Raw genomic sequence first — 26,732 nt, 5'->3', positions numbered from 1 at the left:
TCCCTGCCACGGGTTGCGGCGGGTGCGGGGCGCGGGGTATGGCCTTGAGCATGAGCACGCATGCGCGTTGGAGGCTGCCCCTGGGCACCGCGGGAGTCCTGGTCCTGGCGGTGGGGGCGTGGCTTGTCTTTGGCGGGCAGGCTCCGGAGGACGCCGGGCCGGGGGTGGCGCCCGCGCCCGTGACGCAGGCCCCCGCGCCGCCCCCGCCCGTGTTCGCGTCCACGCCGGCGGTCCCCCGCGCGAAGGACGGCGGGCTGGACCTGGTGGGCGCGGCGGCGGCCCAGGTGCAGGCGTCGCCGGACCCGGAGCCCGCCCCCTATCCGGTGGACCTGGAGGCGCTGCGCGCGAAGCTGCCGGGCAACCTGTACTTTGAGATGGACGCGCCCACGAAGGACCCGGCGGAGCTGAGCCGCCGCGAGGGCGTGAAGGCGAAGTGGAACGCCCTCTACGGCAAGGTGCTGTCCAACGAGGCCTCGGAGGAGGAGGTGCACCAGTACTACGAGCACCGCCGCCAGGTGTCCGAGGACGCCATCGCCTTCGCCACCACGATGCTGCAGGACTACGGCGACAAGCTGCCCTCGGAGCACCGGGGCCTCTTGGAGCTGAGCGTGAACATGCACCGCACGCGCCTGGCGGAGCTCCCCCGCCAGGAGTCGGAGGCGCTGTCGCGCCGCGAGGCCCACGCCCAGCGGCAGAAGGAGTGGCGCGCGGGCGGCGGCCGTCAGCCCTGAGCGGATTCGTCCGCGCCGGGGAAGGTGCGGATGAGCGGGGAGCGCACGGCGGAGGAGGCCACCCACAGCTGGTGCGAGGAGCGGGTGACGGCCACGTGCAGCCTGCGGCGGGCCTCGTCGTCCGCGGGGTAGGCTCGCGCGGTGACGTCCGGCAGGACGACGTAGTCGAACTCCAGGCCCTTCACGTTGTCCACGTCCGTCACGTCCACGCCGGGCTCGAAGGAGAAGTCGCCCTCCAGCACCAGCCGCGCCCAGGGCATCTCCCGGATGACGCGGTGGAAGGACTGGGCGGCCTCGCGGCTGCTGGCGATGACGCCCACCGACGCGTGCGGCTCGCGCAGCACCAGGTCTCGCAGGGCGTCTCCCAGGAAGAGCCACGCCTGGGCCTCGTCCGGGAAGTGGTGGAAGCCCACGGGCGAGCCCTCGCGGCCGGCCTTCGCGGCGGTGGCGGGGGACTGGGTGCCCAGCACGTGCTGCGCCAATTCCACCACCGGGCGGGGGCAGCGGTAGGACACCTGGAGCCGGCAGGTGGCGGCGTCGCGGATGCCCAGCTCCTCCAGCGCGGCGTCCCAGCCGGCGAAGCCCGTCGTGGTCTGCTGCACGTCGTCCCCGGCGAGCGTGCAGCTGCGGCTGTCTCCGAGCAGCTGGCTGACGACGAAGAGCTCGAAGAGGGAGAAGTCCTCCGCCTCGTCCAGCACCACGTGCGCCAGCCGCTCCGCGCCCAGCGCGCCCCGCTGCGCCTTGAGGAACATGAGGACGGGCAGGTCGTCCGCGTCCACGGTGCCCGCGAGCGCGTCCGGCGTGTCCGCTTCAATGGCGCGCCCGTCCACGGTGACGAGGCGGTCCTCGTCGAAGCCCTTGTACTGGCGCGACAGCGGCGTGGCGGTCTGCTGCTTCGTGTGCTCCAGCACCTCCGCCACCACGGTGCGCGGCAGCTCTCCCTTCGCGTCCGCCACCACGGCCTCCAGGAAGGCGCGGTCCATGTACGCGTCCGCCAGCTTGATGCGCAGCCGGTCCAGCGTGGGGGGCAGGGCCTTGCCCTTGAACACGGGCACCCGGTCCGCCAGCGCGCGGCGCAGGGCGGGGTGGCGCTTGAAGCGCGAGACGAGCGCGGGCGTCTCCGGGGACAGCTTGATGCCCGGCAGGCTGAAGGCGGAGCGGGCGGTGGCCAGCGACCAGGCCTCCAGCGTCTCCACGGACACCTTGCCCAGGCCCAGCGGCGCCAGGAGCCGGCGCGTGAGCCGGGCCAGGCCCTCCTCCGGGACGACGACCTTGGTGCGCGCCTGCGGGTACGTCTTCGCGTCGTCGAAGATGACCTTGGCCAGCCGGTGCAGCGCCACCGTCGTCTTGCCGCTGCCCGCGCTGCCCAGCACCAGGAGCGGCTGCTCCGGGCCGGTGCTGACGGCGGCGTACTGCTCCGCGTCCAGCAGCGCCGTCACGCCGAAGGCGTCCTCCACGTGCGTGGCGCCTTTGCCCACGCCCAGGAAGCCCGGACGCGCGGCGGTGCCGCTGCCGCCCGCGAGCACGGAGGCCGCGCCACGGCCTCGCGCGTGCCAGCGGCCCTTCGAGTCGCGCTGGAGCAGGTGCGGGCCGGTGCTGATGCGGGTGAGGACGCCCTTCTCGATGATGACCAGCCGGCGCGCCTCCACCTCGCCCTCGGAGAGCCGGTCTCCGAAGGACTCCTCGAACGCGTCGCCCTCCTCGTAGTTGTAGAAGACGCGGGCGACGGGGGCGAACCTCCAGTCGATGACGCGCACGCCGGCGGAGAGGTTGGCGAAGCTGGTGCGGCCGAGCAGGTAGTCGCGCGCGCCCGTGGGCCCGGACAGGCGCAGGTGCGCGAAGTAGGGGGCGTTCGCGTCCGGCAGCGGGACGGCCTCCTGCCGCTCCAGCATGGAGCGCACCTCGTTCATCTGGGTGAAGACGTGCGGCAGGTCCGCGGCGTGCGCCGTGGTGGCGTCGTCGCGCAGCACCGCCAACTGGGCCAGCAGCCCCTGGGTGTCCAGCGTGCGCTCCGCGGCCTGACGGCGGGCCTCCGCCAGCGCCTGCTGCACGCGTGACAGCAGGGCCTCTTCCTCGGCGATGAGCGCGAGCGCCTCGGGCGACAGCTCCTGCTCCTGGCCGGCCATGATGTCTTTCCTTTCCGCCCGTGGGCGTTCGTGGAGCGGGCAAGGTGAACGCTGGCACCTTCCGGGTCAACCCGTTGGATTTCCGGGCCGACTTGCTAGATTGAGGATCGCGGTGACGGCGCCCATCCCTTCTTCCGGGTCCTCCCGCACGCGCGCTCCCCATCCACCCCGCCAGGTTGCCTCCCCAGGGGGTGGGGTGGTTGTCCGCGACTGATCGCTGAAGGGGGGTGTCTGTCGAATGGCGGCGCGCGCTGGAGGCGGGTGGCTTCTAACGGCACGCGCGGCTTGCTTCCGTCCGCATCCATCCCGAACACGGAGGATGTACCGGATGACCTCGATGAATGCGCCGTTCCGCTGGACGCTGTCACTCGCAGCCGCGCTGGGAATCGTCACGTCGGCGGGGGCGCAGGAGCCGGAGCCCCAGACGGAGACGGAGTCGTCCACGACGACCACGACCACGACGATGAGCTCGGAGGAGATGCCGAAGTCGGGGGGCCACCATGAGGGGCGCGTCGGGCCGCAGTTCGCGGTGAGCGGCAACGTGGGCTTCGGCCTGGGCTACGTCTACACGAACGGCCAGGCTCCCTCCGGCGGCCTGGAGGACCTGAAGATCACCGACTCCGCGAAGGTCTCCTTCCCCATCATCGCGGAGCTGGGCTTCCGCGTGTCGCCGCGGTTCTACCTGGGCGTGTGGGGCAGCTGGGAGCCGGTGCTGACGAAGACGAACGAGCTGTCGTGCCCGGAGGGCTTCGACTGCAGCACCTACCAGTGGCGCGTGGGGCCGGAGGTCCGCTACCACATCCGGCCGGGCGCGAGCTTCGACCCCTGGGTTGGCCTGGGCCTGGGCCTGGAGATCCTCAAGAGCCACGTGGAGGGTGACACGCAGGTGCAGGTCGCGCCGGGGGTGTTCCTGCCCACGCACGTGGACACGCACGTGACGGACCGGGGGCCCACCATCGCGCGCCTCACGCTGGGCGGCGACGTGCGGCTGACGCGGTCCCTGGCGATGGGGCCCATCATCACCGCGTCCGTGGGCCAGTACACGGTGCGCACCGGCACGCAGACGCTGGACATCACCGGCGTGGGCACCCGCGACCAGGGACTCACGCCCGTGGATGACGGCTTCCACGCGCTGTTCACCGTGGGCCTCCGCATCGCGTTCCTGCCCCTGTAGCACCGCGTCGCGGTGGAGGACGCGGGACGCCCCCTTGGAACCTGGGGGCCGGGTGAGGTGTCTTGGGGCGCGGCTCCCCACCTCCCCCGGAGGGTGTATGTCGTCTCGCAAGGTGTTCGTCGTGGTGGCCGGGCTGGCGCTCCTGCTGGCCGCCGGCTTCGTCTGGATGCGCGCCTCCGCGCCCGCGGCCGTGGCGGTGCGCGAGGAAGCGGTGGCGTTCCCCGAGCGGCCCGCGTCCGGCCCGGCGCGGGCCCCGGTGCTCGATGGGGGCGGGGCGACCGCGCCGGTGGAAGAGCCCATGCGGGACGCGGACGGCGCGTTGCGCGTAAAGACCGTCACGGCCTCGGGGCCGTTCGCGGGCGCCGAGGTGACGCTGTACCTGCGAGGGCCCGCGTCCCCAGGCTCACGGCTGCCGTCGTGGCGCGTGGCGGGGCAGGGCCGGACGGATGCGGCGGGAGCGCTGGTGCTGCCCGCGCGTCCCGGGGCCTATCTCGTCACCGCGCGTGCGCGGGGGCTGGCGCTGGGGCGCGCGGAGGTGACGCGTCCCCACGGCGAAGCGGTGACCCCGGTGCGCCTCCTGCTGGAACCCGGGGTGTCGCTGACGGGCCTGACGGTGGAGCGCGCGGGCGGCGCACCCGTGCCGATGGCGGAGCTGACGCTGACGCCGCACTCCGGCTTCGAGGACGCGCTCCCCCTCTTCCTCCAGACCGGCGCGTCGGTACCGGACGAGGCGCGGCACGAGTCGCTCAGCGACGCACGGGGCCTGTTCGGATTCCACGGGCTGGCGCCCGGTGAATATCAACTGGAGGCGCGAGCCCCGGGCCACGCGCCCCGCCGCATCACGCGCGTGCACGTGCCGGGGACGGACGTGCGCGTGGAACTGGAGGGATCCGCGTTCATCGAGGGCTTCGTCACCCGCGCGGATGGAACACCCGCGCCGGGAGCGCGCGTGAGCGCCTGGGGAGCGGATGGCGCCGTGGAGGTGGAGGCCGGAGACACGGGGAGTTTCTCGCTGGACGTGCCGCCTGGGTCGTTCCAGGTGACGGCCCGTCTTGGGGTGGAGACCGGCGCGGCCGAGGGCCCGAACGTCGTGGGGCCGGGCATGACGGTGAAGGACGTGCGGATCCGTCTGGGCGGCGGGGCGTCGCTTGCGGGCGTGGTGCGGCGCAAGGACTCGGGCGAGGCCATCGCGGGGGCCACGGTGGGCGTGCGCGTGCATGGCGACCGCGCGGACCTGCTCCAGGCGCGCTCGGAGGCGGATGGACGCTTCGAGGTGGGCGGACTCGCGCCGGGCGCCTACGACGTGCAGGTGCGCGCTCCGGGCTTCCAGCCGCTCACGCGCACGGGGCTGGGCGTGCTCGCGGGGCAGCGCTTCGAGCTGGTGCTGGAGTTCGCGGCTCCGGGACGCATCGAGGGCACGGTGGTGGATGGCTCGGAGGCGCCGCTCCCCGGCGTGTCGGTGGTGGCCCAGCTCCGGTGGCGGCCGCTGCCGGACGCGCTGCCCTCGGTGACGGACGCGCAGGGGCGCTTCACGTTGGAGGACGTTCCGGAGGGCACCGTTTACGTCGCGGCGCGCCGCGCGGACAGCGAGGACGAGGTGCGCCAGCCCGTGCGCGTGGAGGCCGGAAAGACGGCGACAGCGCGGCTGACGCTCGTGGGTGAAGGCGTGCTGGAGGGCACCGTGCGCAAGGAGGACGGCGCGCGGCCGTCAGGCGCGGTGACGATCACCGCGCACCGGGTGGGGGATGCCGCCTCCGAGTCCGTCGACGTGCCCGCGAAGCTGGATGGAACGTGGTCGATGCGCGTGGGCGCGGGGCGCTATCAGTTGAGCGCGTGGTTGACCGCGCTGCGCTTCCAGAACGGCGACCAGTTGCAGGTGGTGGAGCTGGAGGCGGGCGGCCGGCGCCACGTGGACCTGGTGGTGGGCGAGCCCAGGAAGCCGCTCCGCGTGACGGTGCTGGAGCCCAACGGCGCGCCCAGCGTCCACGCGACGGTGATGGCCACGGAGGCGGGCCACGTGGACATCCAGGCGGAGGAGCTGACGGATGCAGCCGGCCAGGCGGTGCTGGCCCTGGACGGGCTGGGCTCGGACGCCTGGCGCGTCTGGTCCACGAATGGCGGACGGCAGGGCGAGGCCGCGAGCGTGTCCGCGTCCCAGAAGGAGCTCACGCTCCAGTTGAAGCCCGCGGCCCGGCTGAGGGGCACCGTCCGCTCCGCCGGCGGCCGCGACGTGCGGGGCTTCACGCTGAACGTGACCGCGGCGCGCGGCGAGGACGACTTCCTCTCCTCCGTGGAGCGTCAGTTCTCCGGGGATGCGTTCCAGGTGGACGACGTCTTCCCCACGGACGTCACCGTCACGGCCACGCTGCCGGACGGGCGCGCGGGCAAGGTGGACGTGACGCTCGCGTCCGGCGCGGAGGCCGCCGTGGAGGTGGTGGTGGACGCGGGCGGCGGCATATCCGGGCGGCTGGTGGATGCGCGCACGAACGAACCGCTGGCGGGCGCGTACGTGGACGCGGACGGCATCGCGTCACCCATCACGGGCGCGGACGGACGCTTCGAGTTGAAGGACCTGGCCCCGGGCGCGCACCGGCTCACCGCGTGGAGCCGGGGACGGGAGTTGGTGGACCGGAGGGTGACGCTCGCCGCCGGGAAGACGCAGGCGTTGGGGGACTGGCGATTGGGGCACCCGCGCGTGGAGCCGGGGCGGCTGGGGCTGAGCTTCGGCATGACGGGACGGGACGTCGTCATCAGCGCCATCGCGGCGGGCGCGGACGTGGCGGGCCTCCAGGTGGGGGACGTGGTGCGCTCCATCGACGGGGCGGTGGTGCTGGACACGGGCGAGGCCCGGCGGCGTGAGCTGGGCGCGCCGGGCAGCCCCGCGGTGCTCGCGCTCCAGCGGGGGGGCCAGGCGCTGTCCCTCACGTTCATCCGCGCACGCTGAGGGAGGTGCGGCTTGAAAGCGCGGGGCGGGCCCTGACAGCATCCCGCGCATGGATGAGCGCTTCACCCCGGAGCACGAGGCGTTCCGCCGCACCGTGCGTCAGTTCGTCGAGAAGGAGCTGGCCCCGCACGCGCTGGAGTGGGACCAGGCCGGCGAGTTCCCTCGCGACGTGTTCCGCCGCTGCGGCGAGCTGGGCTTCTTCGGCATCAGCCATGACCCGGCGTATGGCGGCAGCGGGCTGGACGCCTGGTACGTGGCCGCCTTCGCGGAGGAGCTGGCGCGGGCGCGCAACGGGGGCGTGGCCATGTCGCTCCTGGTGCAGGGGCAGATGGCCACGCCGGTCATCAACGAGCTGGGCACCGAGGAGCAGAAGCGCGAGTTCCTGGCCCCCGCGCTCACCGGCGAGCGCATCGCGGCGCTGGCGATGAGCGAACCGGACGCGGGCTCGGACCTGGCGCGGCTGCGCACCACGGCGCGCAGGGACGGCGACGACTACGTCATCCAGGGCGCGAAGACGTGGATCTCCAACGGCGCCCGCGCGGACTTCCTGGTGCTGGCGGTGCGCACGGGAGGAGAGGGCGCGCCGGGCATCTCGCTGGTGACGCTGCCCACGGACGTGAAGGGCTTCTCCGTGTCGAAGAAGCTCCAGAAGGTGGGCCACCGCTCGTCGGACATGGCCATCCTCTATTTCGAGGACTGCCGCATCCCCGCCCGCTACGTGCTGGGCCGGGAGAACGACGGCTTCTTCCACATCATGAACAGCTTCCACGCGGAGCGCCTGGTGACGGCGCTCTACACGGTGGCGGTGATGGACGACCTGATTCGTGAAGCCATCCGCTACGGCCGCGAGCGTCAGGCATTTGGAAAGCGGCTGCTGGACTTCCAGGTGTGGCGCCACACCTTCGTGGACCACGCCACCCGCGTGGAGGCGGCGAGGCAGCTCACCTATCAGGCGGTGCAGCTCTTCAATCGCAAACGCAAGCAGAAGCCGGTGAAGGAGATCGCCATGGCCAAGCTCCTCACCACGGAGCTGGCCCAGCGCGTGGCCTACGACTGCCAGCAGTTCTACGGAGGCATGGGCTACGTGGAGGAGTCGCACGTCGCGCGGGCCTGGCGCGACGTGCGCATGCTCACCATCGGCGGAGGCACGTCCGAGGTGATGAAGGAGATCATCGCCGGGACGATGGCGCTCTAGCCGCGGCCCTGGTGGTTCTATTTCCCCAGGATGCCGCCGAGCATTCCGCCCAGCCCGCCGCCGCCCTGGGGGCCGCTGCCGCCCCCGGAGCCGCCCGCGAGCATGGGCGCCACGGCGAGGATCTTCCCCACCAGGCCCGGGTCCAGGCGGGACTTGAGGAAGTTGAGGAGCAGGGGCGCGACCAGGGTGGCCTTGCTCGCGTCCAGGTTGAAGCGCTGGAGGATGGCCACCACGCCGGCAATCTCTCCCGCGTGGGCCGCCGCGCCGCCCAGGGCGCCCATGAGGCCTCCACCCCCGCCACCGCCGCCCGCGCCGCCGAGCATGCCGCCCAGCGCGCCCATCAGGCCGCCACCGTCGCCCGCCGGGGCCTGGGCCGACTGCTGCTGCCAGCCCTGCATCTCCGGGATGGCCTGGTCCATCTGCCGGGCCGCGTCCGGGCCCACCTTCTCCTGCACCGTGCCCTGCACCAGCTTCAGGAGCGAACCCGCGAGCCCCTGTGCCTGCGTGCCATCCACTCCAAGCTGCTGCGAGAGCTGTCCGATGAGGTCCATGCGCCCTGCTCCTTCACGTGAGTCCCAAGGGTGAGGCGGCGGTTGTAGCGGGCCGGGCCGGTCGCTGGCCGGAAAACCGGCGCGAGCGTTCGTCGGAGGACGCCTACAGTCGGGTGAAGGACCAGCTCAACGCGCGGCCGCCCTCGTAGGGCATGACACCGTGGAAGGGGCGCGGGTCCGCGTCGAACACGAGCGGCAGGAAGTGCCGGTCCCCGTCCCACAGGTTCAGCGACAGGATGGAGGACACGGGGACCCAGGACAGGGAGCCCTCGGGGTTCTTCTCCAGGGGCGTGCCCTGGAAGGCGTCGATGCGGAAGATGAAGCCCAGCCAGTCCTCGCCGTGCTTGCCGAAGCCCGGCCAGGACAGGGTGCCGCGCAGGGCCATGCGCGTGCACTCGATGCCGGCCTCCTCGCGAATCTCGCGGCGCATGCACGCCGCGATGTCCTCGTCGCGGTCCATCTTGCCGCCCAGGCCGTTGTACTTGCCGTAATGGGCATCCTCCGGGCGCGCGTTCCGGTGGATGAGCAGCACCTGCTGGCCATCCGGCGACATCACGTAGCCCAGGGTGGCGACGATGGGGGTGTAGGGCATGGCCCCGGTTCGTCGCCTGATTCGGGCAAGGCGTCAATAGTTCCAGGCGGTGCAGTCGGTCGTCGTGCGCGTGACGAACTCCGCCAGCGTGCGCATGTTCCGCGCGAACGTGCTCGTGTCCAGGTAGTCCCCCGGCGTGGCGCCACTGCGCGGGCCGGCCGGGCTGTACGTGGTGATCCACCGCTCGTTGTTCACGGCCGTGTCCACCGCCTGCGCCGTGTCGGCGCGCAGTTGCTGGCACGAGCGCTTCATCACGGTCGTGTCGGTCGCCAGCCGGTTGTACTCCGCGCGGATGGCGGCGAGCTGCGACGGGACCTCCCAGCCGTAGTTCTGGTACGTCGGCGGCGCGGTGGTGAACTGGGCCGGGTAGCCGCCCGCCTTCACCGTGTAGAAGCCGATGTTCGACGGCGAGGTGTCATCCAGCTCGATGTAGCGGGAGATGAGGCTGTCATTGGCGTAGTCGACGCTCTCCAGGTACGTGAGCGCGGTGCCGACCGCGGCGCGGTTCGCCGGGACGCCCGGGTCGAGCTGGTAGAGGCGCAAGAGCGCCCACATGACGTCCTGGCTCTCCTGGCCCGCGATGGCCGGCGCCTCCCAGCTGCGCGCCCAGCGCGGCTGCATCTGCAGGTCGTACTGCTGCGCCCAGGCGGGCTGGGGCTGCGGCATCTGCGCGCGGCGGAGGAAGTCACCGTACGCGGTGCGCATGGACTGATACGTCGTGGCCTGCGCGGGGTAGAGCTCCTTCGCCCAGTTCAGCATCTCCACGAAGGACGTCGCCAGGTTGTCGTTCAGCGTCGGGTCGTCCCAGTACTCGGTCGTGTAGGAATTGGCGTAGCAATTCGCGAGGCCGCACGAGGTGCCAATCGACGGCGGGTAGCTCGCAAAGAGCGCGGGCCGGGCGGCGACGGGGCCGGCGAACCCCTGGGGGAAGCCGCCGTTCGTGGGGAACTGCGAGGTCTCCACCCGCGCGCGGGCGTACGCGGAGGCGCCGGAGATGTCCGTGTTCGCGAACCCGAGGAGCTGGTCGGTGCGCATCATCGCGATGAGCGCGTTCTGCGTGACCTGATCGTCATAGGCCGTCATCGTGCAGCCGCCACAGCCACAGCTCGCGGTGGTGTTGAGGTAACAGGCCTTGATGGTCGGTGTGGGCTTGAAGTCCGCGTAGAGGCGCCAGCCACCGGACTTCACCTGCCCGTGGCGCAGCGCCATCGCCGCGTCCAGCGCATAGGTCTTCAGCGCCGGAGTGGCCGGGTCCGCGAGCGCCGCTTCGACGAAGGCAATCGTCACGTCCGACGTCCCGGGCGACTGGATCATGATCTGATCCGCGTCGAGCTGGATGTCGCCCCAGCGTTCATTCAGGTTGGTGGCGTTGTGATGCCACGCATAGCCGCCGTGGCGCGCGACGTTGTCATGGAAGTACTTCGCCGCGTTCCGCATGCGGCCCAATGCCTTCTGCCGGAGCGGCGTCGTGGCCGCCTGTTCGGACTCACCGAGCTCGGAGTCGGGTGAAGCACAAGCCAGCGCCGAGACGATGGGGAGGAGTGCGAGCACGAGGTGCTTTTTCATGGGTGTGACTCGTAGCACACCCGGCCCGCACTCCTGGCGGGGTCGCGCCTAGAAGCAGGTGCAGGCGGCCTTGTAACACTTGCCCAGGCGGAAGCCCTTCGCCACACAGCTGGCGTTGCACTCCTCCGCGTAGCACTCCACCTGCGACGCTTCCGCGGTCGCGGGCGTGGACAGCGCCAGCGTGGCGCCAAAGGAAACGAAGGCACCCGCGCCCATCGCGAACAGCACCCGGCCCGCCTTCTTCAACGACGTCATCATGTGTCTCTCCCGGTGAGGATGTTTCGGTTTGAAGCTTACCTCTTCTGGGGGACATCCCGACTCCAGGCCGACTCTCCGTGAAAATCAGGACATATTTGAAGTCCATGGAGATTTGCTTCATGCTGTCGGAAGCTGGTGGAGGGGCTGAAACCCAGCCAGTGGAGCAACGTTCCTAAGGGGGATGCCAATGAGTCCACGCGTCGCCGGTCACCGAGCTCATGCCGCTCCCACGCCGGTCCGTTCGCCGCCTCCGCGAGGGGATGCCGCGCCCCAGGTCCGCCCCCAGGCCGCGAAGCCCGCGTCCCAACCACGCGCCACCGGCCATGAGCGCAAGGACTCCTTCGAGTCCGCTCGGCCTTCGCCCAGGCAGGCCGCGCTGGAGGACAGGCTTCGCTCCAGCGATACGTTCCGCCAGCTGCCGCGAGGGACGCAGGCCCGGCTGCTCGCCACCGCCCGGAAACATGGGCAATCGCCCGAGGCGCGCCGCAACATCGCGGACCTCGCGCTGAACAAGAACCTGGACAAGCTCGCGCCCCGGCAGCAGCGCGAAGCCATCAAGACGCTGCGCGAGGGCATCAAGAACAAGGGTGTGGGCGCGGACCTGGCCGAGCTGGCCTCGGACAAGGACTTCCGCCGCCTGGGTGGGAAGGACCAGCGCAACATCATGGAGTCGGTGGCCGCCCAGCGTGGAGACCGCTCCGCCAGGAATGCGCTGGTCGACCTGGGGACGTCGAAGGGCTTCGGTCAGCTGAATGGCCAGATGCGCAAGCAGCTGGTGGACGAAATGGAGAGACGCCGGAGCGGCAAGTCCGAGGCCCGCTTCGGAAAGGCGGCCCTGGAGCTGGCGGACAGCGCGAGCTTCCGCAAGCTGGCGCCGGACGTGCAAAGCCAGCTGGCGAAAGCCATTGCCCCCGGACGTCCCCCCAGTCAGGCGTCGCGGTCGGCGCTCGTGGAGTTGGGGTCGAATGCAGGCCTCGCGAAGCTGCCGGCCGAAACCCAGCGCAAGGTGCTGGAGCACCTGCCCCCGCGCCATGCGGGCCAGGAGGCGGCGGTCGACCACCTGGACCGCCTGACGACGCTCGTGGACGGCGGTGAGTTCGCGAAGCTCCGTCCGGAGCTGCAGGGACGGATGCTCGACGCCCTCCGGCCCGGGCGGCTCGAGCCCGAGCATGAGCAGACCCTGGCGGACCTGGGCTCCAGCAAGGGGTTCGCCGCGCTGTCGGCGCCGGAGCAGGACCGGCTCTTCCAGTACGTCTCCGGGACGAACCCGCTCTCTCGCCACGTCCAGACGGAGCTGGGGAGCACGCTCCTGGGCAACAGCTTCCAGAAGGCGGATGCCGCGGGCCAGGCCGAGCAGCTCAGGACCTTCCTGCGGGAGCAGCCGGGGGTTCCTGAACTGGCCTCGGTGCTTGAGGGTGCCTTCCCGGCCCGTCCCTACGCCCTCTCGGGACCCACGGAGGTCCAGGGGCATTCCTTCCCCTCCGGCCCGGCGGATGCCTTGCGCTACGAGGTCGAAATCGAGGGACAGCGCATCCCGGTGTTCGTGGCGAAGAACCCGGATGCCAGCCGGGGCGCCTTTCACTCCATCGAAGAGGTCGCGGAGGGCCTCGCCACGCTGCCCCCCGCCAACAGGGCGCTCGTCAAGCAGGTGGACGTGGACGGCAAGAGCAATCCCCAAGATGCCTACTGGGAGCAGGTCTACAACCAGCCCGGGTTCCGTTCCTACATGACCGCCGGGGCGGAGGGGATCATCACCATCTATCCCTCGGAGAAGAAGCAAACACAGGCGTTCATGGACTCCTCGCTGATCCACGAGACGGGCCACACCTTGTCCCATGTCCACTGGGGCTCGGACAACGCAGACCCGCGGTGGGATGGCTACCGGGCCGCCATGGCGAGCGACGGCTTCGTCCCTTCGGACTATGCTCGCAGCTCTCCTTCCGAGGACTTCGCGGAGACGTTGGTGCTTTACCAGAAGGTCCGTGGCACACCCCAGGAAGCCGAGGTGCGTGCCCTGATGCCAGGACGGTTCCGGCTCATCGATGACCTGCTCTCCCGTCCGCCTCCCGCGGCGCAGGCGCCCCCGAGCGTGGCGGCTTCGCGGCTGATGATGGGCGCCTTCCGGGTTTGAACCCATGCACAAACCCAAACATCCCGGCTTCATCCGATACATCGACGGCAAGACCCAGCAGGAGGTCCGCCGGATGGAAATCGCCCAGGTGCCGGAGGCGCTCCAGTACGCGCAGACCCCGAAGGGGTGGGTGCCCGTGGTGAAGGTCGTCGCGCTGGAGGAGGGCAACCAGCGCACCCTGCGGGAGTACGGCCCAGGGGACGAGTTGCTGCGCTCGACGGTGCAGGTGCGCCAGTAGTGGCGCACCGCCGCTCGGATGTCTTCAGGGTGCGCGGCCCGGCGTGAGCTTCCACAGGCGGCCGTTCGAATCGTCCGTGAGCAGGTAGAGCGCGCCGTCGGGCCCCTGGACCACCTCGCGGATCCGCGCGTGGCGCTCCGTGAGCAGGCGCTCCTCGCCGACCACGCGGTCGTCCTTCAGCACCAGCCGCACCAGCGCCTGGCTGGACAGGCCGCCGATGAAGAAGTTCCCCTTCCACTCCGGGAAGAGCGCCCCGGAGTAGATGGTGAGCCCCGAGGGCGAGATGACCGGATCCCAATAATAGACAGGCTGCTCCATGCCCGCGGCCTGCGTCGTCTTGTGGATGGGCTCGCCCGAGTACTCCTCGCCATAGCCAATCGTGGGCCAGCCGTAGTCCTTGCCCGCCTCCGGGCGGTTGAGCTCATCGCCTCCGCGCGGCCCCATCTCCACGGTCCAGAGCCGCTGCTGGGCGTCCAGGGCCGCGGAGAGGATGTTGCGGTGTCCGGAGGACCAGATCTCCGGCCGGGCGTCCTTCCGGCCCACGAAGGGGTTGTCCTGGGGGATGGAGCCATCCGGGTTGATGCGGACCACCTTCCCGAAGTCGCTCTTGAGGTCCTGCGCCTGGACGCGGCCCGGGAGGATGGAGCGCTCGCCGAGCGTCACGAAGAGCTTGCCGTCCGGCGTGAACACGAGCCGCCCGCCCGCGTGCAGCGTGGACTCCAGCGTGGGCTGCATGCGGAAGATGACCTGGAGCCCCTCGATGCGCGGCTTCGGGCCGTCCACCAGCTTCGCTCTGGCCACCGCGAGCCCGTTGCCGCCCTCGCGCGGCTCGTAATAGGTCCAGTAGATGAGCCCGCTCTTCGCGTAGTCGGGCCCCACCTCCACGTCGAGCAGCCCGCCCTGTCCCCGGCCGTCGACCTTGGGGAGGCCCGCCACCGGGGGCGACTTCTTGCCCGCGGCGGTGACGATGTAGAGCGAACCCGTGGGCTTCTCCGTGACGAGGAAGCGGCCGTCCGGCAGGAACGCGATGGCCCACGGCTTGTTGAAGCCCGAGGCGACCTCCGTCACCACGATGGGCGTGCGCGTCTTCACCGCCGGGGCACGCGTCTGCTGCGGGAACGCGGGCTTGAACTCCGGGACGTTGGGGGGCGCGGTCTCCACGGGCGCGCCCGCGGGGATGTCACCCTGCCGGGGCACGGACTGCTGGCTGTCACCCCCGCGGCCCGGGGCGAGGTTGCCCTCCTGCCGCGTGGACGGACGGGGTGTCTGGGCCTCCACCTGGGGGGCGGCGCTCAGCAGGAGGGAGGCGAGGAGCGGGGTCACGAGTCCATGGCGCATGGGGTGTGACTCTCCGCCGGGACGGGCGGGCCGTCACCCTTCGAGGGACACGCGTCGCGCCTCTTCGTTGCCCGGGTGAACAGTCGCGGCGCCGCCCACCGTGAAATCAATCACCCGGTCCCACAGGGCCTGGAACTGCGGCTCCTGGAAGTGGGAGCCCGACTTCAGCCAGCTGATGTGTTCCGGGGGCTGGTCGAAGTGGCCCATGACGTCCAGGTGGTCCGCCTTCGCGACGTGGAGGACCTCTCCCCAGACCTGGGCGCGGCTCGGCACGATGCCGTCGCTCCTGGCCTCGAACCTCCTGCCAAGGACATCCTGGAGGGCCTGGGTCTGGGCCTGCGTGCGCTCGGGAATCTGGAGCTCCCGGGACAGGGGCGCGCTCTTGCCATACAGGAAGGCGAAGATGCCGTTCAGGAGCGCGTCGGAGGTGAGCAGCAGGTGGAGTGACAGCCTGGGCGGCGGCGCGCCCGTGACGACGCAGCCGTAGCGCACGCCCTCCCGGTCCGGCGTGTCCGCGTTGAAGGTCCGCATGTGGATGGGCATGAGGTCCTGGATGAGCGCCTGGTTCTCGCCCACCTGGCTGAAGAACCGGATGAGGTCCTCGCGCTCATGCTCGGAGAGGTCCGCCGTCAGCCGGACGACTTGATTGAAGAGGTTGGGCGGGAGCTTCGCCTCCTCGCTCCGCAGGACGAGCCAGTAGCACGCCTGGAGCGCGGCGGTCCGCAGAGGCATGGCATTGCGGTGCAGGGTGAGGAAGGTGAAGAGCCACAGGTAGCGCAGCAGCGTCCTGCCCACGCCGCCCTGGTCGAAGTAGCTGGCCAGCGGGGTGCCGAAATGCGGCGTGGCGATGGTCACCACCGAGCGCACGCGCTTCACGAAGGCCGGCGCCTCATGCGCCATGCGCGGTGAGACGACACTGCGTGCATCCAGCCCGCCCGTGGAGTGCCCGACGAGGTGGAGCTGCGCGTCGTCCTCGTTCGCGGTCCGGGCCACCTCCCGGAACACGTCGCGGGCCCGCGCCTCCAGCCCGGAGGTGGGGGAGGAGGCGATGGCGTGCACCCGCGCATCGATGCCGCGCTCCTGGAAGCGCTGCTCGAGCAGACGGGGGACGTTCTGGAAATAGGCGATGCGCTCCGTTTCCTTGTCCCCCATCTGCGTGAAACCAAAGAAGCCGGGGACCAGATAGACGCGGTGCCGGTTTGTCATGGGGGCCAAGTCTAACTTGAGGACCGCCCCAGACGCCGGGGAGGGGTCAGTGTGAAGTCCCCAACCCCTGCTCCGGAATGTCTGTCTGGATTACTGGGTGATGATGTCCGTGTACTCGCTGCCGCTGATGGAGTTGCGCCACTTGGAGGAGAAGCCCAGCGCGTGCTGCGGATCCACCACGTGCGGCGCGGCCTCCTTCGCCACCTCCAGACGGGTGATCTCATTGTTGAACAGGTCCAGCACCATGCCGAACTGCACCGCGGTCAGGTAGACGCGCTTGAGCATCTTCTCCGCCTTCTCCTGGCGGACGATCTCGTTGTTCTCGCTCTTGAGCGACTGGTAGAAGCCGCGCCAGGTGGAGGCGTCCATCGGGTACTGCCCGTCCCTGCGCATCATGCAGCCCTCGTCCGAACGCGTGCCACAGTCGCGGTACGCGGGGTCGGCGGTCATCGGCATCTCATGCCGGGGCTCCATCCGGGGCTCCCGCCGCGTCTCCGTGGTCCGGGTCTCGCTGTGGCTCTCCGTCTCCGTCATCCCGCCCGTCACGCGCACGTCCATCCGGGCGCCGCCGCCGCGCACCTTCACGGTGGTCGTCTCCTCACCATCCACGTTCGTGGTCGTCTTCATCTTGATGCGCGCGGAGGGCATGTCCTGATCCTCCACGTCCACCTGCATGTTGAACTCCGCGTCCTGCGCGAAGCTGGCGGACGAAACGAACAGGGACGAAACGAGCACGGCACGGGCGATGCGATTCATGGGAAGTCCTGCTGGGAAGCGGGGTCGGTGCGGCCGGAGCGCTTGTGCGCTCTCGCCGCCGTTCCCTCTCCACGCACCAACCGTGGATTTATTCACAGGAAACGCACGGCTCGGCCGGACGGACCTGGACTCACTGTTTGAGAAAGCAGAAGCCCCGGCGACCCACGTGGGATCGCCGAGGCTCGGTGCTGCCTTGGCTCGATGCGGCCTTACTGGACGGCGCGGAGCTCGGGCGGCGCTTCCGTCAGCGAGGTCAGGAGCCGGTCGCCCTCGGTCTCATCGATGGGGACGAAGCGGCCGAGGTCGTCACGATAGGCGTGGACCTGCGCCGCCCCGATGTCGAACCACCAGCCGTGCAGCCGCAGCGTCCCCGCCGCGAGCCGGTCGCGCACGATGGGGTAGGTCTTCAGGTGCTCCAACTGCTCGAGCACGTTCAGCTGGGAGAGGCGGTCCGCGTCGGGCAGCCCCTCGCCCACCTTGGAGTTGTTCTCACGCAGCTTCTTCATCGAGGGCGTGCCGTGCGCGAGCCACTGCTCGAGGTTCGGCGCGCCGTCCACGTTGCCGCCGGCCAGGATGGCCTTCATCGCGCCGCAGCTCGAGTGACCGCAGACCACGACGTCCTCGATGGGCAGGAAGCCCAGGGAGAACTCGATGGCCGCCGCCTCGCCGCGGTCCGCCGAGGGCTGTCCGCCCGGCCTGGCCGGAGGAACGAGGTTGCCCACGTTGCGCACGGTGAAGAGATCGCCGGGGTCCGTGGACACCAGCAGGTTCGGCACCACGCGGCTGTCCGAGCAGCTGATGAAGAGGCAGTCAGGGGATTGCCCCTTCGCGAGCCTCGCGAAGGTCGCCCGGTACGAAGGGAGCGTGTGGCGCTGGAAATCGAGCAGACCGCGGATGAGCTTCTTCACTGCACACCTCCAGGAGAGAGAGTCGAAACGTGATGAACGGGGGAGGAAGGGGATGAATCGGTGGAGCCCGGCGCGGGGCCCGCGCGCGCGCTGCGCCGGGTCCAGACGTCCTCGAGCGGCTCCATCCTCACGGAGCCACCCGTCTTGCGGTACGTGTCCGCCCAGCTCTCCAGCGCTTCGAAGCCGGAGTGGTCGAGCGTGTTCACCGCGACGTCCACCTCAACTCGGGAGCCCGACGGAATCTTCGCGAGCGCCGTCGAAAGCTTCGGCACCCCGACGAACGTCAGCGCGCCGCTGATGCAGACCTGGTGCACGCCCTTGTCGGCGTGGATCTCCACGCGCACCTGGCCCAGCTGCCACAGGAGCCGGAGGATGGCCGCGCCGAGCCCCAGGCCGATGCCCGCGAGCAGGTTGATGCCCACCACGCCGGCCACGGTGATGAGGTAGACGGGCAGCTCGCCGCGGTGACGCAGCTCCCGGATGTGGGCGAGGTTCACGAGCTTCAGGCCCACGTGCACGAGCAGGCCCGCGAGCACCGTCAGGGGCACGTAGGACGCGAGCCCGCCCAGCAGGGTCACGAAGGCCAGCATCCACACCGCGTGCATGACCGCCGACCAGCGCGTCTTCGCGCCGGCGTTGATGTTCGCCGCGCTGCGCACGATGACGCCGGTGATGGGCAGACCGCCGACCAGGCCGGAGACGGTGTTCGCCACGCCCTGCGCGAGCAGCTCGCGATCCAGGTTCGCCCGAGGCCCCGTGTGCAGCTTGTCGGTGGCCACCGCGCTCAGGAGCGACTCGGCGCTCGCCACGAGCGCGAGCGACAGCACGGCCACGATGAAGGCGCCCCACATGGAGCCTTCCGGGAGGGACGGCAGCTGGATGGCCGACAGCGCGTTCGCCGCCAGCTGCACCCGGGCCACGTCCGCGTTCAACACCGCCGCGATCACGGTCCCGCCCAGGACCGCCACCAGCGGCCCCGGGACCTTCTTCAGCCGGCCGTTCGGCAGGAACCCCCACGCGATGAGGATGCCCAGCGTCAGCAGGCCCAGCAGCGTGGCCGTCCCGTGGAGGTTGAGCACCTGCCCGGGCAGCTCCCGGATGTTGTTCCAGGCGTTGCTCTGCGGAGAGCCGCCCAGGACGATGTGGACCTGCCCCAGCACGATGAGGATGCCGATACCCGCGAGCATGCCGTGGATCACCGCCGGAGAGATGGCCAGCGCCGAACGCGCCACCTTCAGACCGCCGAGCGCTACCTGCACGAGCCCCGCCGCGGCCACCGCCGCGCACGTCACGGCGAAGCCCAACTGCTGGATGAAGCCGAAGACCATCACCGCGAGGCCCGCCGCGGGACCGCTCACGAGAAGCGGCACGCCGCCCAGGAGGCCCACGACCAGGCCTCCCACGACACCGGCAATGAGGCCCGCCATGATGGGCGCTCCAGAGGCGAGCGCGATGCCCATACACAGGGGCAGGGCCACCAGGAACACCACCAGCGAAGCTGGCAAATCCGAAGCGAGAATCGCCTTCAACGAAGGCCTCGCCTCTGCTGCCTTTACATCCGAAGTCATTGCTTGAGCTCCCCTGCCATCTGCCGAGCCACACCAGTGCTCGACGTGACAGGGGGGGCCTACGCAAGCGGTGTGCCAGCCAGTTCCGGGCGCCTCCCGTCGAGAGCGGGGCGCTTCAAGAACGGGCGATGAAAGAATCTTGAAGCCCCCGGCCCAGGCGATGAACGAATTTTAAAGTCGTTCACTCCGAGGAGGGGCTCTCCTCCAAGCGGCGGAGGAAGGTCGGATACGACAGGCCCAGTGCGCGGGCCGCCTCCATGCGCCTGCCTCCCAGCTGCTCGAGCACGTGCCGGACGTAGAGCCGCTCCACCTCATCGAGCGGCCGGGGTGGGCCCGACACGGAGAAGGCGTTGGGGTCGACCGAGGCCGGCGTGCCGCCTCCCCTGGCGAGCGACTGCAGCTCGAGCGTGGGCCCGCCTTCGAGCACGAGCGCCCGTTCGAGCACGTTGCGCAGCTCCCGGACATTGCCGGGGAAGGGGTAGCTCACCAGGCGCTCCTCCGCGGCGGGGGAGAAGGGGACCGGGCGCCGGCCGAGCTCCGAGCAGAGCTCCAGCACGAGGGTCCTCGCGAGCGGCAGCACGTCCTCGCGGCGCTCGCGCAACGGGGGCACGTCCACCCGGAACACGCTCAGCCGGAAGAGGAGGTCCTCGCGAAAGCGCCCGGCGGAGACCTCCGCTTCGAGGTCCTTGTTGGTGGCGGCCACGATGCGCGCGGTGCTCGTGAGCTCCGTCATGCCACCGAGCCGCCGGAAGGCCCCCTTGTCGAGGAACGTGAGCAGCTTGGCCTGGAGCGCGAGCGGCAGCTCCCCCACCTCGTCGAGGAACAGGAGCCCATCGCTCGCGAGCTCCACGAGCCCGCGCCTCGCCGTCTTCGCGTCCGTGAAGGCGCCGCGCTCGTGGCCGAAGAGCTCGCTCTCCATCATCGTGTCCGGAAGCGCCGCGCAGTTGATCTGCACGAAGGCGCCCTGCTTCTGGCGCAAGGCGTGGAGGTGGCGGGCGAGCACCGCCTTCCCCGTTCCGGTCTCTCCCAGCAGCAGGACGGGGCTTCGCGGCGTGGTGGCGATCCGCTCCAGCATCTGGAGGGTCCGCTGCATCGCCGGCGAGCGGGACTCCGCCAGCCGGTGACGCCCTTCGAGGACGCTCTCCGCCTGGCGCAGCCGCTCCTGAAGCTGCAGGTCGCTCGCCGCGCGGCGCGCGCGCATCACCAGGTCGTCGATCTCGACCGGCTTGCTCAGGTAGTCGCGAGCCCCCGCGCGGATGGCCTCGACGGCGCTCTCGATGTCGCCGTGCGCGGTCACCATCAACACGACGGTCGTCGGAAGCTGGGCTCGCAGCTCGGGCAGGAAGACGAGCCCATCTCCGTCCGGCAGCCTCCGGTCCAGCACCACAAGGTCCGGCGCCTCCGCGGCGAGCGCGACGCGGGTCTCGTGCAGCGAGCGCGCGACCCGGACGCGAAAACCCTCCTGGCTCAGCATGGAGGCCGCGAGCGAGGAGAAGGTCCTGTCGTCGTCGACGAGCAGCAGGGAGGTGCTCATGAAGCCATCTTCTCAAGCGGAAGGCGGACCGTGAAGCGGCTGCCTCCGGGCACGCGCGTGTAGGAAACGCTTCCTCCATCATGCGCACGGATGGCCGTGCGCACCATCGGAAGCCCCAGCCCGATGCCTCTCGAGCGGCCCACCGCGAAGGGCTCCCAGAGCCTGGGCTCGAAGGCCAGGGGCACGCCTCCCGCGTTGTCCTCCACGACGAGCACCACCTCCGCGCCTTCGCGCAGCAGCCGGACCTCGACGCGAGGCGTGGGCTGCTGGCCTGTATCATGGGCCACGGCGCCGGCTTCGACGGCGTTGCGGATGAGGTTGTCGGCGGCGGAGACCAGCAGCGTCGGGTCCCCCTTCACGAAGAGCCCCTCCTGCAGTGTCGTGTCGATGGTGACATCCGCGGCTTCCGGCAGGAGCCTCACGGCCTGGAGCGCGTCCTGGACCAGCAGGTGCATCTCGCAGCTGCGCCGCTGCGTGGACTGGGGGGAGGCGAAGCTCAGCAACGAGCGGGCGAGGTGGCCGAGCCGGTCCGCCTGGGAGCGCAGCGCCTGGACGGGCAGGGTCGTCTCGCCTCCCTTCGCGCGAATCATGCTGAGCGCGGCCTGCATGCTGTTGAGCGCGTTCTTCACCTCGTGGGCGATGAGCGAGGACGCCGTGCCCAGCGCCGCCATCGTCTCCTGGCGCCGCAGCTGCTCCTCGGCGGTCATCAGCGAGCGGTAGGAGCGGCGCAGGAGCACCGTGAAGAGCAGGAGCACGCCGCCGAGCAGCGCGGTGTGAACGCCGAACTGGCCCACGTAGCGGCGCTTGAGCAACTCGCGGTCCCGCGCTTCGTCCTCGAGCACGGCGAGCAGCATGTCGGTTCCGGGGACGAGCGCCGCCGCGCCGAGCAGCCGCGTGCCTCCAATCGTGACGGCCCCGGGCGCGTCCACCAGCGGGCGAAGGCTCTCGGCGAGCTCCGCCTGGTTCAGCAGGGGCGGTGGCTTTGACGGGAGGAGGAGCCGGCCTTGCTCGCCGAGCAGGGCGACCATGGACTCGTTCTTCCCGCGGTGGACCGGCAGCAGCTCGCTCGCCGTCGCGAGCTCGCCCACGAGGAGTCCCACGACACGCTCATCGCGCACGATGGGGACCGCGACCGCGATGAGCCCTCCGCCTTCCTCGTCCAGCAGTCCGACCGAAGCGGCCTTCCTTTCCACCATCCGCTGGAACCACGGGCGCGAGGCGAGCGGTGCGCGCCCGAGCGGCATGGTCGCCGGGTCGCTCCAGATGCGCTGGCCGTTGGCTGACACCAGCGCGACGCCCGCGGAGAAGAGGGACGTGTGGCCGAAGGCATTCTCGAGGAGCGCCACCTCGGGGCCCGTGGCGCCATCCTCGGGTCTGAGCGACGGGTGCTCCGCGAGCCGTTGCAGCTCCGAGCGCAGCAGTCCCAGATGCGCGCCCAGCGCCTGGGCCTGGAGGCCCGCGCGGTCCGACAGGTGGACGAGGAGCTCGCCCTCCGCCGCCTTCACGTCCGCCTGGTACGTCACGAAGGGACTGACGAAGGCGGCGCACCAGAGGAGCATCAGCCCGACCACGGCGGACCGGCCCGCTTTTCTCTGCGTGCGAAGCAGCTCTCCCGGCGGGGGCACGAGAGAGGTCAGGGAGGGATGGGCCGGCGGCGACGACATGCGCCCATCATCAACACATTTCGACGCGGCGCGCCCGGCATCAGGCCGGGAGGAACTCCACCGGGAGCGTCCGAGGCCCGTGGATGGTGAGCCCCGGGAGCCACGCGATGTCCGGGGAGCGGAGCCTCAGGGCGCGGATGCGCGGGACGAGCGCCTCCAGCGCGAGCCGGGACTCCATCCGCGCCAGCTGCGCGCCCAGGCAGAAGTGGATGCCGTGGCCGAAGGACAGGTACTGGCCTGCCTTCTCCCGGCCGGGGAGGAAGGCGTCCGGCTGCTCGAAGACGCGCTTGTCGCGGTTGGCGCTGGCCACCAGCCCCATGACGAGGCTGCCCGCCGGGATGAGCGTCCCGGACAGCTCCACGTCCGACGTCGCGACGCGGAAGGCGAACTGCGCGGGCGGCTCGCAGCGGAGCACTTCCTCCAGGAAGCGGGGGATGTGCGCGCGGTCCGCCCGGGCCTGCTCCAACTGCTCTAGAAGGCGCGCGAGCAGGATGGCCGCGTTGCCGATGAGCTGCGCGGTCGTCTCCATGCCCGCGGGCAGCAGCAGGAAGAGGAAGGCGAGGACCTCCGCGTCGGTGAGCCGCTGTCCCTCCTCTTCGGCGCGGAGCAGGTCGCTCACCATGTCCTCCCCCGGCTGGCGGCGGCGCGCGGCGATGACGCCCCCGAGGTAGTCCTCCATCTCCTTCACGGTGTCGTGGATGGCCGCATGCTGGGCCGGCACGGCGGAGGTGACGAGGCCCATGTTCACCGACCAGCGCTTGAACTCAGTGAAGGTGGACGGCTCCAGGACGAGCATCCGCCCGAGAGGCCCTGAAGGCTTACGCTTTTAATAGGAGTTGTACGACTCCGAGCGCACCCAGAAGGTGGCGCTGTAGTTGAACGGCTCGGCCACGAAGTTGGTGACCGCGTACCAGGGCCGGCGTGCCGCGTTCGGGTTCGCGAGCGTGATGCCGCTGCTGGACACCGCGCCAAACTGCACGAAGGTGACGGGATCCTCGAGCGACGCGGACGCGCTGCACGTCGTGCCCACGCACGACACGTAGAGGCCAATGCGCAGCTTCCACACGCCGTTCAGCGCCGCCTTGTCGAACGACACGCAGTGCAGGATGTCCGACCCGTAGATGTCGTTCCAGGCGAACCGCTCGATGGCGAACTCCACCTTCGAGTCAGACGCGTCCACGGGGCAGCTCGGGTGCGACGCGGTGTCGATGCGCCCCAGCGCGATACCGATGCCACCGTTCGGTGCGTTGGTGCCGAACGCGCCGCTGGAGATGAACGGTTGGCCGTTCGCGAAGCCGCTGATGGCGATGTGCTCGCTGCTGGATTGCAGCAACTGCGTCGCCGCCACATCCACTTCGATGTACTGCGAATCCCCCACCGCGCCCGCTGGCTTCGAGGCCGCTCCACCCAGTTGCGACGCGCCACAGAGCCCCGGCGCGCAGGGTGGGGTGAGGGAGAAGCTCGTCTGCGCGGACGCGGACGCGCCCCAGGACATCACCGCCACGACGAGACCCCGAATCAATGACATTCGCATGGACGTTTCTCCGGTGGGCAGGCCCCGGGACGAGGCCATGACTCCGGGATAGCACGTGCCCCAGGCTCAATTCATGAGCGCGTCCGTCACGAAGTCAGACAGCTCACGCCACTTTTGCATCGAGCGGCGGAAGTGCTCCTCCGGCGCGTCCTCGATGCCGAAGGTGTGGAGCAGCACGGGGCCCGCGTAGCCGGCCCGGCGCAAGGGGAGCAGATAGTCGGTCCCCACGTCGAAGTCGCCCTGGTCCAGCGGCTGGATGACCTCGGACCAGGTGGAGGCGTTCGGATCGAACTCGCGCGCGGCGCCGTGGATGCTCACGAGCGCGAGCTGTGGGGCGGCGGCGGTGATGACCTCCTCCAGCCGGTCGCGGTTTCCCGCCCGGAGCTCGTGGCAGAGGTGGAGCGAGGTCTTCAATGGGGGACGGTCGACCGCGGCCATCAGGGCGAGTGACTCCTCGACGGTTTCGATGGCCTCGCCGTCGTGCGGGTACAGCACGACGTTCACGCCCTGCGCGGTGGCCAGGTCCACCACGTCACGAACCGAGGCGACCATGGCGGTCTTCGCGTCCGGCGGCCCGCTCAGGATGAGCCAGAGCGCCGTCCGCGTGGGCGCAAGCGCCGCCAGGATTCGATTCAGCTCCTCGCGGTCCCAGGCCGTGTTGAAGGGCAGGACGAAGAGGACGGCGGGAAGCCGCACCCGCCCCGCCTCCACCGCGGGCTGGTGGGCAAAGCTGTCAAAGGCCTCACGGCCCGGCCAGAACTGCGTCACCCCGGAGTAGCCGAGCGAGTCGAGCAGCTCCACCTGCGCGGCGACCGGCCGCGACTCCAGCGTGAAGTTGAACGCACCGAGCGGAGCCTCGGCGGGCTCCTCGCGTCGTGACCCGGCGCAGCCCACGAAGGCCAGGAGCAGCAGGGGCGTGAGCCAACCCGGGCATCCGCCTCGTTTGGAGTCGCATGTGTTCGACCGCATCGTCCCGGGATTGAACTTCGGAGCAAGGAGACAATCCAGGCCCGAACCCCGTTTTCGTTCGGAAGGAAGTCCGGCCGTTTCTGCTCCCTCATCCCCAATCCCTCTCCAGTCCGCTCGTGGGAGCTGCTAGGATTGATTGGATGATAACCATGCCGATGGAGTGGCTTGAGACTCGGACCGAAGGGGCGTTCACCGCCGAGCTCCTCAAAGTGTATTTCAACACCATCATCAGGCCCCTCATGACGAAGCTCAAGGAAGGCTTGGGCACGGAGGGATGGAAGAACTCCACGAAGGACCTCGTCGACCCGAACAAGCTGCTCGTGGACGAGAAAGCGCTGATCCTCGTCCGCGTCGATGCGGCGCGGGTGATAGCCCTCACGCTCAATCGACTGGAGCAGGAGTTGAGCGATCGCCAGGATCAAGAGCGTTACGAGGTCGCGCTACAAGGCGTCTTGATGTCGAATGAAACCCTCTTCAACATCCTCCAGTTCCTCTCGCTGGCGGATGGGGCGAAGCTCGCGGCCACGAACAAGTGGACCTGGCAACTCTACAAGGAGTTTCCGCTCTCCAACGATTCCAGCCTCAAGAATGCAATCGTCATCCGCGATGTGCATCAGAAGCTGTCGTCCGGTACTTCGGTGGGGCTGCACTCCACCTCCTCCAACAACATGGCCTCCCTCTTCAAGGGGCTCCGCGTCCCGAACAAGGAGGAACAGGTCTCTGACTTCAACCAGCTGGGGTCTGGCTTCTACATCTCGGACGGCTTCTCCAATGAGAACGTTCACGCGGTGGAGACTTTTGGCAAGGAAAGCGTGACGCAGAAGGGCGGCCAGGTGGTCATGCTCCGTGTCTATATCAGTGGGTGGAGCGGCCTCACGTCGACAAAGGTCCCCGAGTCGCAGTGGGTGAAGGAGCAGCGGGACGTGGGCAAGCTGTCCAAGCAGATCAAGACCAACAACGAGAGCTACGATTACCTGAAGGCGGACATCCACAAATTCCCCGGGGCGACGCAGATCAAGCTCAACCCCAGCTTGATTGGCGAAATTGGCAAGTCGATCGAGGTCACCCTGGTGCCAACGCCGAACAGCTTCAACGAAGAGCTGTGGATGGATTGGCTGAAGTACATGTTTCCCGATCGTTTCAAGTGAGTCCGGGCACTTCGCTTCAACATCCACGTCACAGCCGCGAAGGACGGATGGCGCACGCCCGCGTCCGGCCACCGTTCGCCGGAGGGGAAATGTCCCGCATGTGCATCATCGCCGCGGTCGTGTGGCTCGCGGCTTGTAACCCGCAGGTTTCCATCCCAGGGGACGCCGCCCGCGAACAGGTGCTCCAGGGCGAGCTCGAAGTCCGGGTCGTGGACGCGCCGTCGCTCCAAGCGTCACGCGAGGAGCATTTCCTTGTCGCCGGGGGCAAGCATCTGCCGCTGGCCTTCAGCGGACTTCCGGCAGTACGACCGCATCTTCATCGTCCACCCCAGTCCCTCGCAGGGCTGCGCCTACGCGGGGCAGGCCTCCTTGTCATTCGGGCAGGTCGCGACGGCGGATGGCACCGTGACGGCCTCTGTGGCCTGGCTCGTCGCGGACTGGATGACGGACCACGACACCGCCGTGAAGCTGGTGACGCATGAGGCGGGCCACAATCTTTCGCTGAACCACTCGAGCTCGCGCGACTTCGGCGCGGAGCCGCTGGGCATTCCGGACGCCCTGGGGAGCGTCGACGAGTACGGGGATTTCTTCCTCATGGACG

Annotated in this window: 23 protein-coding genes; 7 read left to right on the top strand and 16 right to left on the bottom strand. The window is 70.0% G+C overall.

Annotated elements, in window-relative coordinates:
• The first annotated feature begins 50 nt into the window (after positions 1 to 50).
• Positions 51 to 731 (top strand): hypothetical protein, encoded by a 681-nt coding sequence (locus tag JYJ93_RS32600; protein WP_206798458.1) that lies wholly within the window; start codon positions 51 to 53, stop codon positions 729 to 731.
• On the opposite strand, the gene JYJ93_RS32595 is transcribed toward JYJ93_RS32600, so the two are convergent.
• Positions 722 to 2,857 (bottom strand): ATP-binding domain-containing protein, encoded by a 2,136-nt coding sequence (locus JYJ93_RS32595; RefSeq protein WP_206798457.1) that lies wholly within the window; start codon positions 2,855 to 2,857, stop codon positions 722 to 724. The genes JYJ93_RS32600 and JYJ93_RS32595 overlap by 10 nt on opposite strands.
• A 328-nt stretch (positions 2,858 to 3,185) precedes the next feature.
• Between JYJ93_RS32595 and JYJ93_RS32590 the strand changes: the two genes are divergently transcribed.
• The 3 genes from JYJ93_RS32590 (at position 3,186) to JYJ93_RS32580 (ending at position 8,170) form a co-directional block, all read left to right on the top strand.
• Entirely contained in the window at positions 3,186 to 4,031 is an 846-nt protein-coding gene (locus tag JYJ93_RS32590) for a hypothetical protein (RefSeq protein WP_206798456.1), read from the top strand.
• 97 nt (positions 4,032 to 4,128) lie between these two features.
• Complete coding sequence (locus JYJ93_RS32585; RefSeq protein ID WP_206798455.1) at positions 4,129 to 6,975, top strand: carboxypeptidase regulatory-like domain-containing protein; 2,847 nt, start codon at positions 4,129 to 4,131, stop codon at positions 6,973 to 6,975.
• A gap of 49 nt (positions 6,976 to 7,024) precedes the next feature.
• A complete protein-coding gene (locus JYJ93_RS32580) occupies positions 7,025 to 8,170 on the top strand; it encodes an acyl-CoA dehydrogenase family protein (RefSeq protein ID WP_206798454.1) in 1,146 nt (381 codons plus the stop codon).
• Between the two features lie 17 nt (positions 8,171 to 8,187).
• Here the strand turns inward: JYJ93_RS32580 and JYJ93_RS32575 are convergent, their stop codons facing one another.
• The 4 genes from JYJ93_RS32575 to JYJ93_RS32560 form a co-directional block, all read right to left on the bottom strand.
• On the bottom strand, positions 8,188 to 8,721 hold the full coding sequence (locus tag JYJ93_RS32575) for a DUF2780 domain-containing protein (protein ID WP_206798453.1): 534 nt from the start codon (positions 8,719 to 8,721) through the stop codon (positions 8,188 to 8,190).
• A 103-nt stretch (positions 8,722 to 8,824) separates the two neighbouring features.
• On the bottom strand, positions 8,825 to 9,313 hold the full coding sequence (locus tag JYJ93_RS32570; RefSeq protein WP_206798452.1) for an 8-oxo-dGTP diphosphatase: 489 nt from the start codon (positions 9,311 to 9,313) through the stop codon (positions 8,825 to 8,827).
• A 33-nt stretch (positions 9,314 to 9,346) separates the two neighbouring features.
• Positions 9,347 to 10,879: a pectate lyase gene (locus JYJ93_RS32565; RefSeq protein WP_206798451.1), complete on the bottom strand. Its 1,533-nt coding sequence runs from the start codon at positions 10,877 to 10,879 to the stop codon at positions 9,347 to 9,349.
• Between the two features lie 48 nt (positions 10,880 to 10,927).
• Positions 10,928 to 11,137: a hypothetical protein gene (locus JYJ93_RS32560; RefSeq protein WP_014394946.1), complete on the bottom strand. Its 210-nt coding sequence runs from the start codon at positions 11,135 to 11,137 to the stop codon at positions 10,928 to 10,930.
• Between the two features lie 187 nt (positions 11,138 to 11,324).
• Between JYJ93_RS32560 and JYJ93_RS32555 the strand changes: the two genes are divergently transcribed.
• Together JYJ93_RS32555 and JYJ93_RS32550 are read left to right on the top strand one after the other, a co-directional pair.
• Positions 11,325 to 13,268, top strand: a complete 1,944-nt coding sequence (locus tag JYJ93_RS32555; protein ID WP_206798450.1) for a hypothetical protein — start codon at positions 11,325 to 11,327, stop codon at positions 13,266 to 13,268.
• A 4-nt stretch (positions 13,269 to 13,272) separates the two neighbouring features.
• On the top strand, positions 13,273 to 13,506 hold the full coding sequence (locus JYJ93_RS32550; protein ID WP_206798449.1) for a hypothetical protein: 234 nt from the start codon (positions 13,273 to 13,275) through the stop codon (positions 13,504 to 13,506).
• Positions 13,507 to 13,530: 24 nt separating this feature from the next.
• Here JYJ93_RS32550 and JYJ93_RS32545 read toward each other — a convergent pair whose 3' ends face one another.
• The 10 genes from JYJ93_RS32545 to JYJ93_RS32500 form a co-directional block, all read right to left on the bottom strand.
• Positions 13,531 to 14,844, bottom strand: coding sequence for a PQQ-dependent sugar dehydrogenase (locus tag JYJ93_RS32545; protein ID WP_206798448.1), 1,314 nt, complete (start codon positions 14,842 to 14,844; stop codon positions 13,531 to 13,533).
• A gap of 33 nt (positions 14,845 to 14,877) precedes the next feature.
• A complete protein-coding gene (locus tag JYJ93_RS32540; RefSeq protein ID WP_206798447.1) occupies positions 14,878 to 16,050 on the bottom strand; it encodes a triacylglycerol lipase in 1,173 nt (390 codons plus the stop codon).
• 90 nt (positions 16,051 to 16,140) lie between these two features.
• Positions 16,141 to 16,806, bottom strand: a complete 666-nt coding sequence (locus tag JYJ93_RS32535) for a DUF4476 domain-containing protein (RefSeq protein WP_206798446.1) — start codon at positions 16,804 to 16,806, stop codon at positions 16,141 to 16,143.
• 209 nt (positions 16,807 to 17,015) lie between these two features.
• Positions 17,016 to 17,714, bottom strand: coding sequence for a carbonic anhydrase (locus tag JYJ93_RS32530; RefSeq protein ID WP_206798445.1), 699 nt, complete (start codon positions 17,712 to 17,714; stop codon positions 17,016 to 17,018).
• Positions 17,711 to 19,282 carry a SulP family inorganic anion transporter gene (locus tag JYJ93_RS32525; protein WP_206798444.1) on the bottom strand — a complete coding sequence of 524 codons (1,572 nt, stop codon included), beginning with the start codon at positions 19,280 to 19,282 and terminating at the stop codon, positions 17,711 to 17,713. Before JYJ93_RS32525 ends, JYJ93_RS32530 begins: the two co-directional genes overlap by 4 nt.
• A 181-nt stretch (positions 19,283 to 19,463) precedes the next feature.
• On the bottom strand, positions 19,464 to 20,816 hold the full coding sequence (locus JYJ93_RS32520) for a sigma-54 dependent transcriptional regulator (RefSeq protein ID WP_206798443.1): 1,353 nt from the start codon (positions 20,814 to 20,816) through the stop codon (positions 19,464 to 19,466).
• On the bottom strand, positions 20,813 to 22,375 hold the full coding sequence (locus JYJ93_RS32515; protein WP_242544005.1) for a sensor histidine kinase: 1,563 nt from the start codon (positions 22,373 to 22,375) through the stop codon (positions 20,813 to 20,815). The genes JYJ93_RS32520 and JYJ93_RS32515 overlap by 4 nt, the downstream gene beginning before the upstream one ends.
• A gap of 145 nt (positions 22,376 to 22,520) precedes the next feature.
• Positions 22,521 to 23,276: a cytochrome P450 gene (locus JYJ93_RS32510; protein WP_206798441.1), complete on the bottom strand. Its 756-nt coding sequence runs from the start codon at positions 23,274 to 23,276 to the stop codon at positions 22,521 to 22,523.
• 30 nt (positions 23,277 to 23,306) lie between these two features.
• On the bottom strand, positions 23,307 to 24,008 hold the full coding sequence (locus JYJ93_RS32505; RefSeq protein ID WP_206798440.1) for a hypothetical protein: 702 nt from the start codon (positions 24,006 to 24,008) through the stop codon (positions 23,307 to 23,309).
• A 72-nt stretch (positions 24,009 to 24,080) separates the two neighbouring features.
• Positions 24,081 to 24,983: a TIM barrel protein gene (locus JYJ93_RS32500; RefSeq protein ID WP_206798439.1), complete on the bottom strand. Its 903-nt coding sequence runs from the start codon at positions 24,981 to 24,983 to the stop codon at positions 24,081 to 24,083.
• Positions 24,984 to 25,132: 149 nt separating this feature from the next.
• Between JYJ93_RS32500 and JYJ93_RS32495 the strand changes: the two genes are divergently transcribed.
• Positions 25,133 to 26,131 carry a hypothetical protein gene (locus JYJ93_RS32495; RefSeq protein ID WP_206798438.1) on the top strand — a complete coding sequence of 333 codons (999 nt, stop codon included), beginning with the start codon at positions 25,133 to 25,135 and terminating at the stop codon, positions 26,129 to 26,131.
• Between the two features lie 350 nt (positions 26,132 to 26,481).
• Here the strand turns inward: JYJ93_RS32495 and JYJ93_RS32490 are convergent, their stop codons facing one another.
• Positions 26,482 to 26,727 (bottom strand): hypothetical protein, encoded by a 246-nt coding sequence (locus tag JYJ93_RS32490; RefSeq protein WP_206798437.1) that lies wholly within the window; start codon positions 26,725 to 26,727, stop codon positions 26,482 to 26,484.
• Positions 26,728 to 26,732: the final 5 nt, after the last annotated feature.

Source organism: Corallococcus sp. NCSPR001 (genome assembly GCF_017309135.1).
Lineage (GTDB): Bacteria > Myxococcota > Myxococcia > Myxococcales > Myxococcaceae > Corallococcus.
This window is presented reverse-complemented; position numbering and strand designations above follow the sequence as displayed.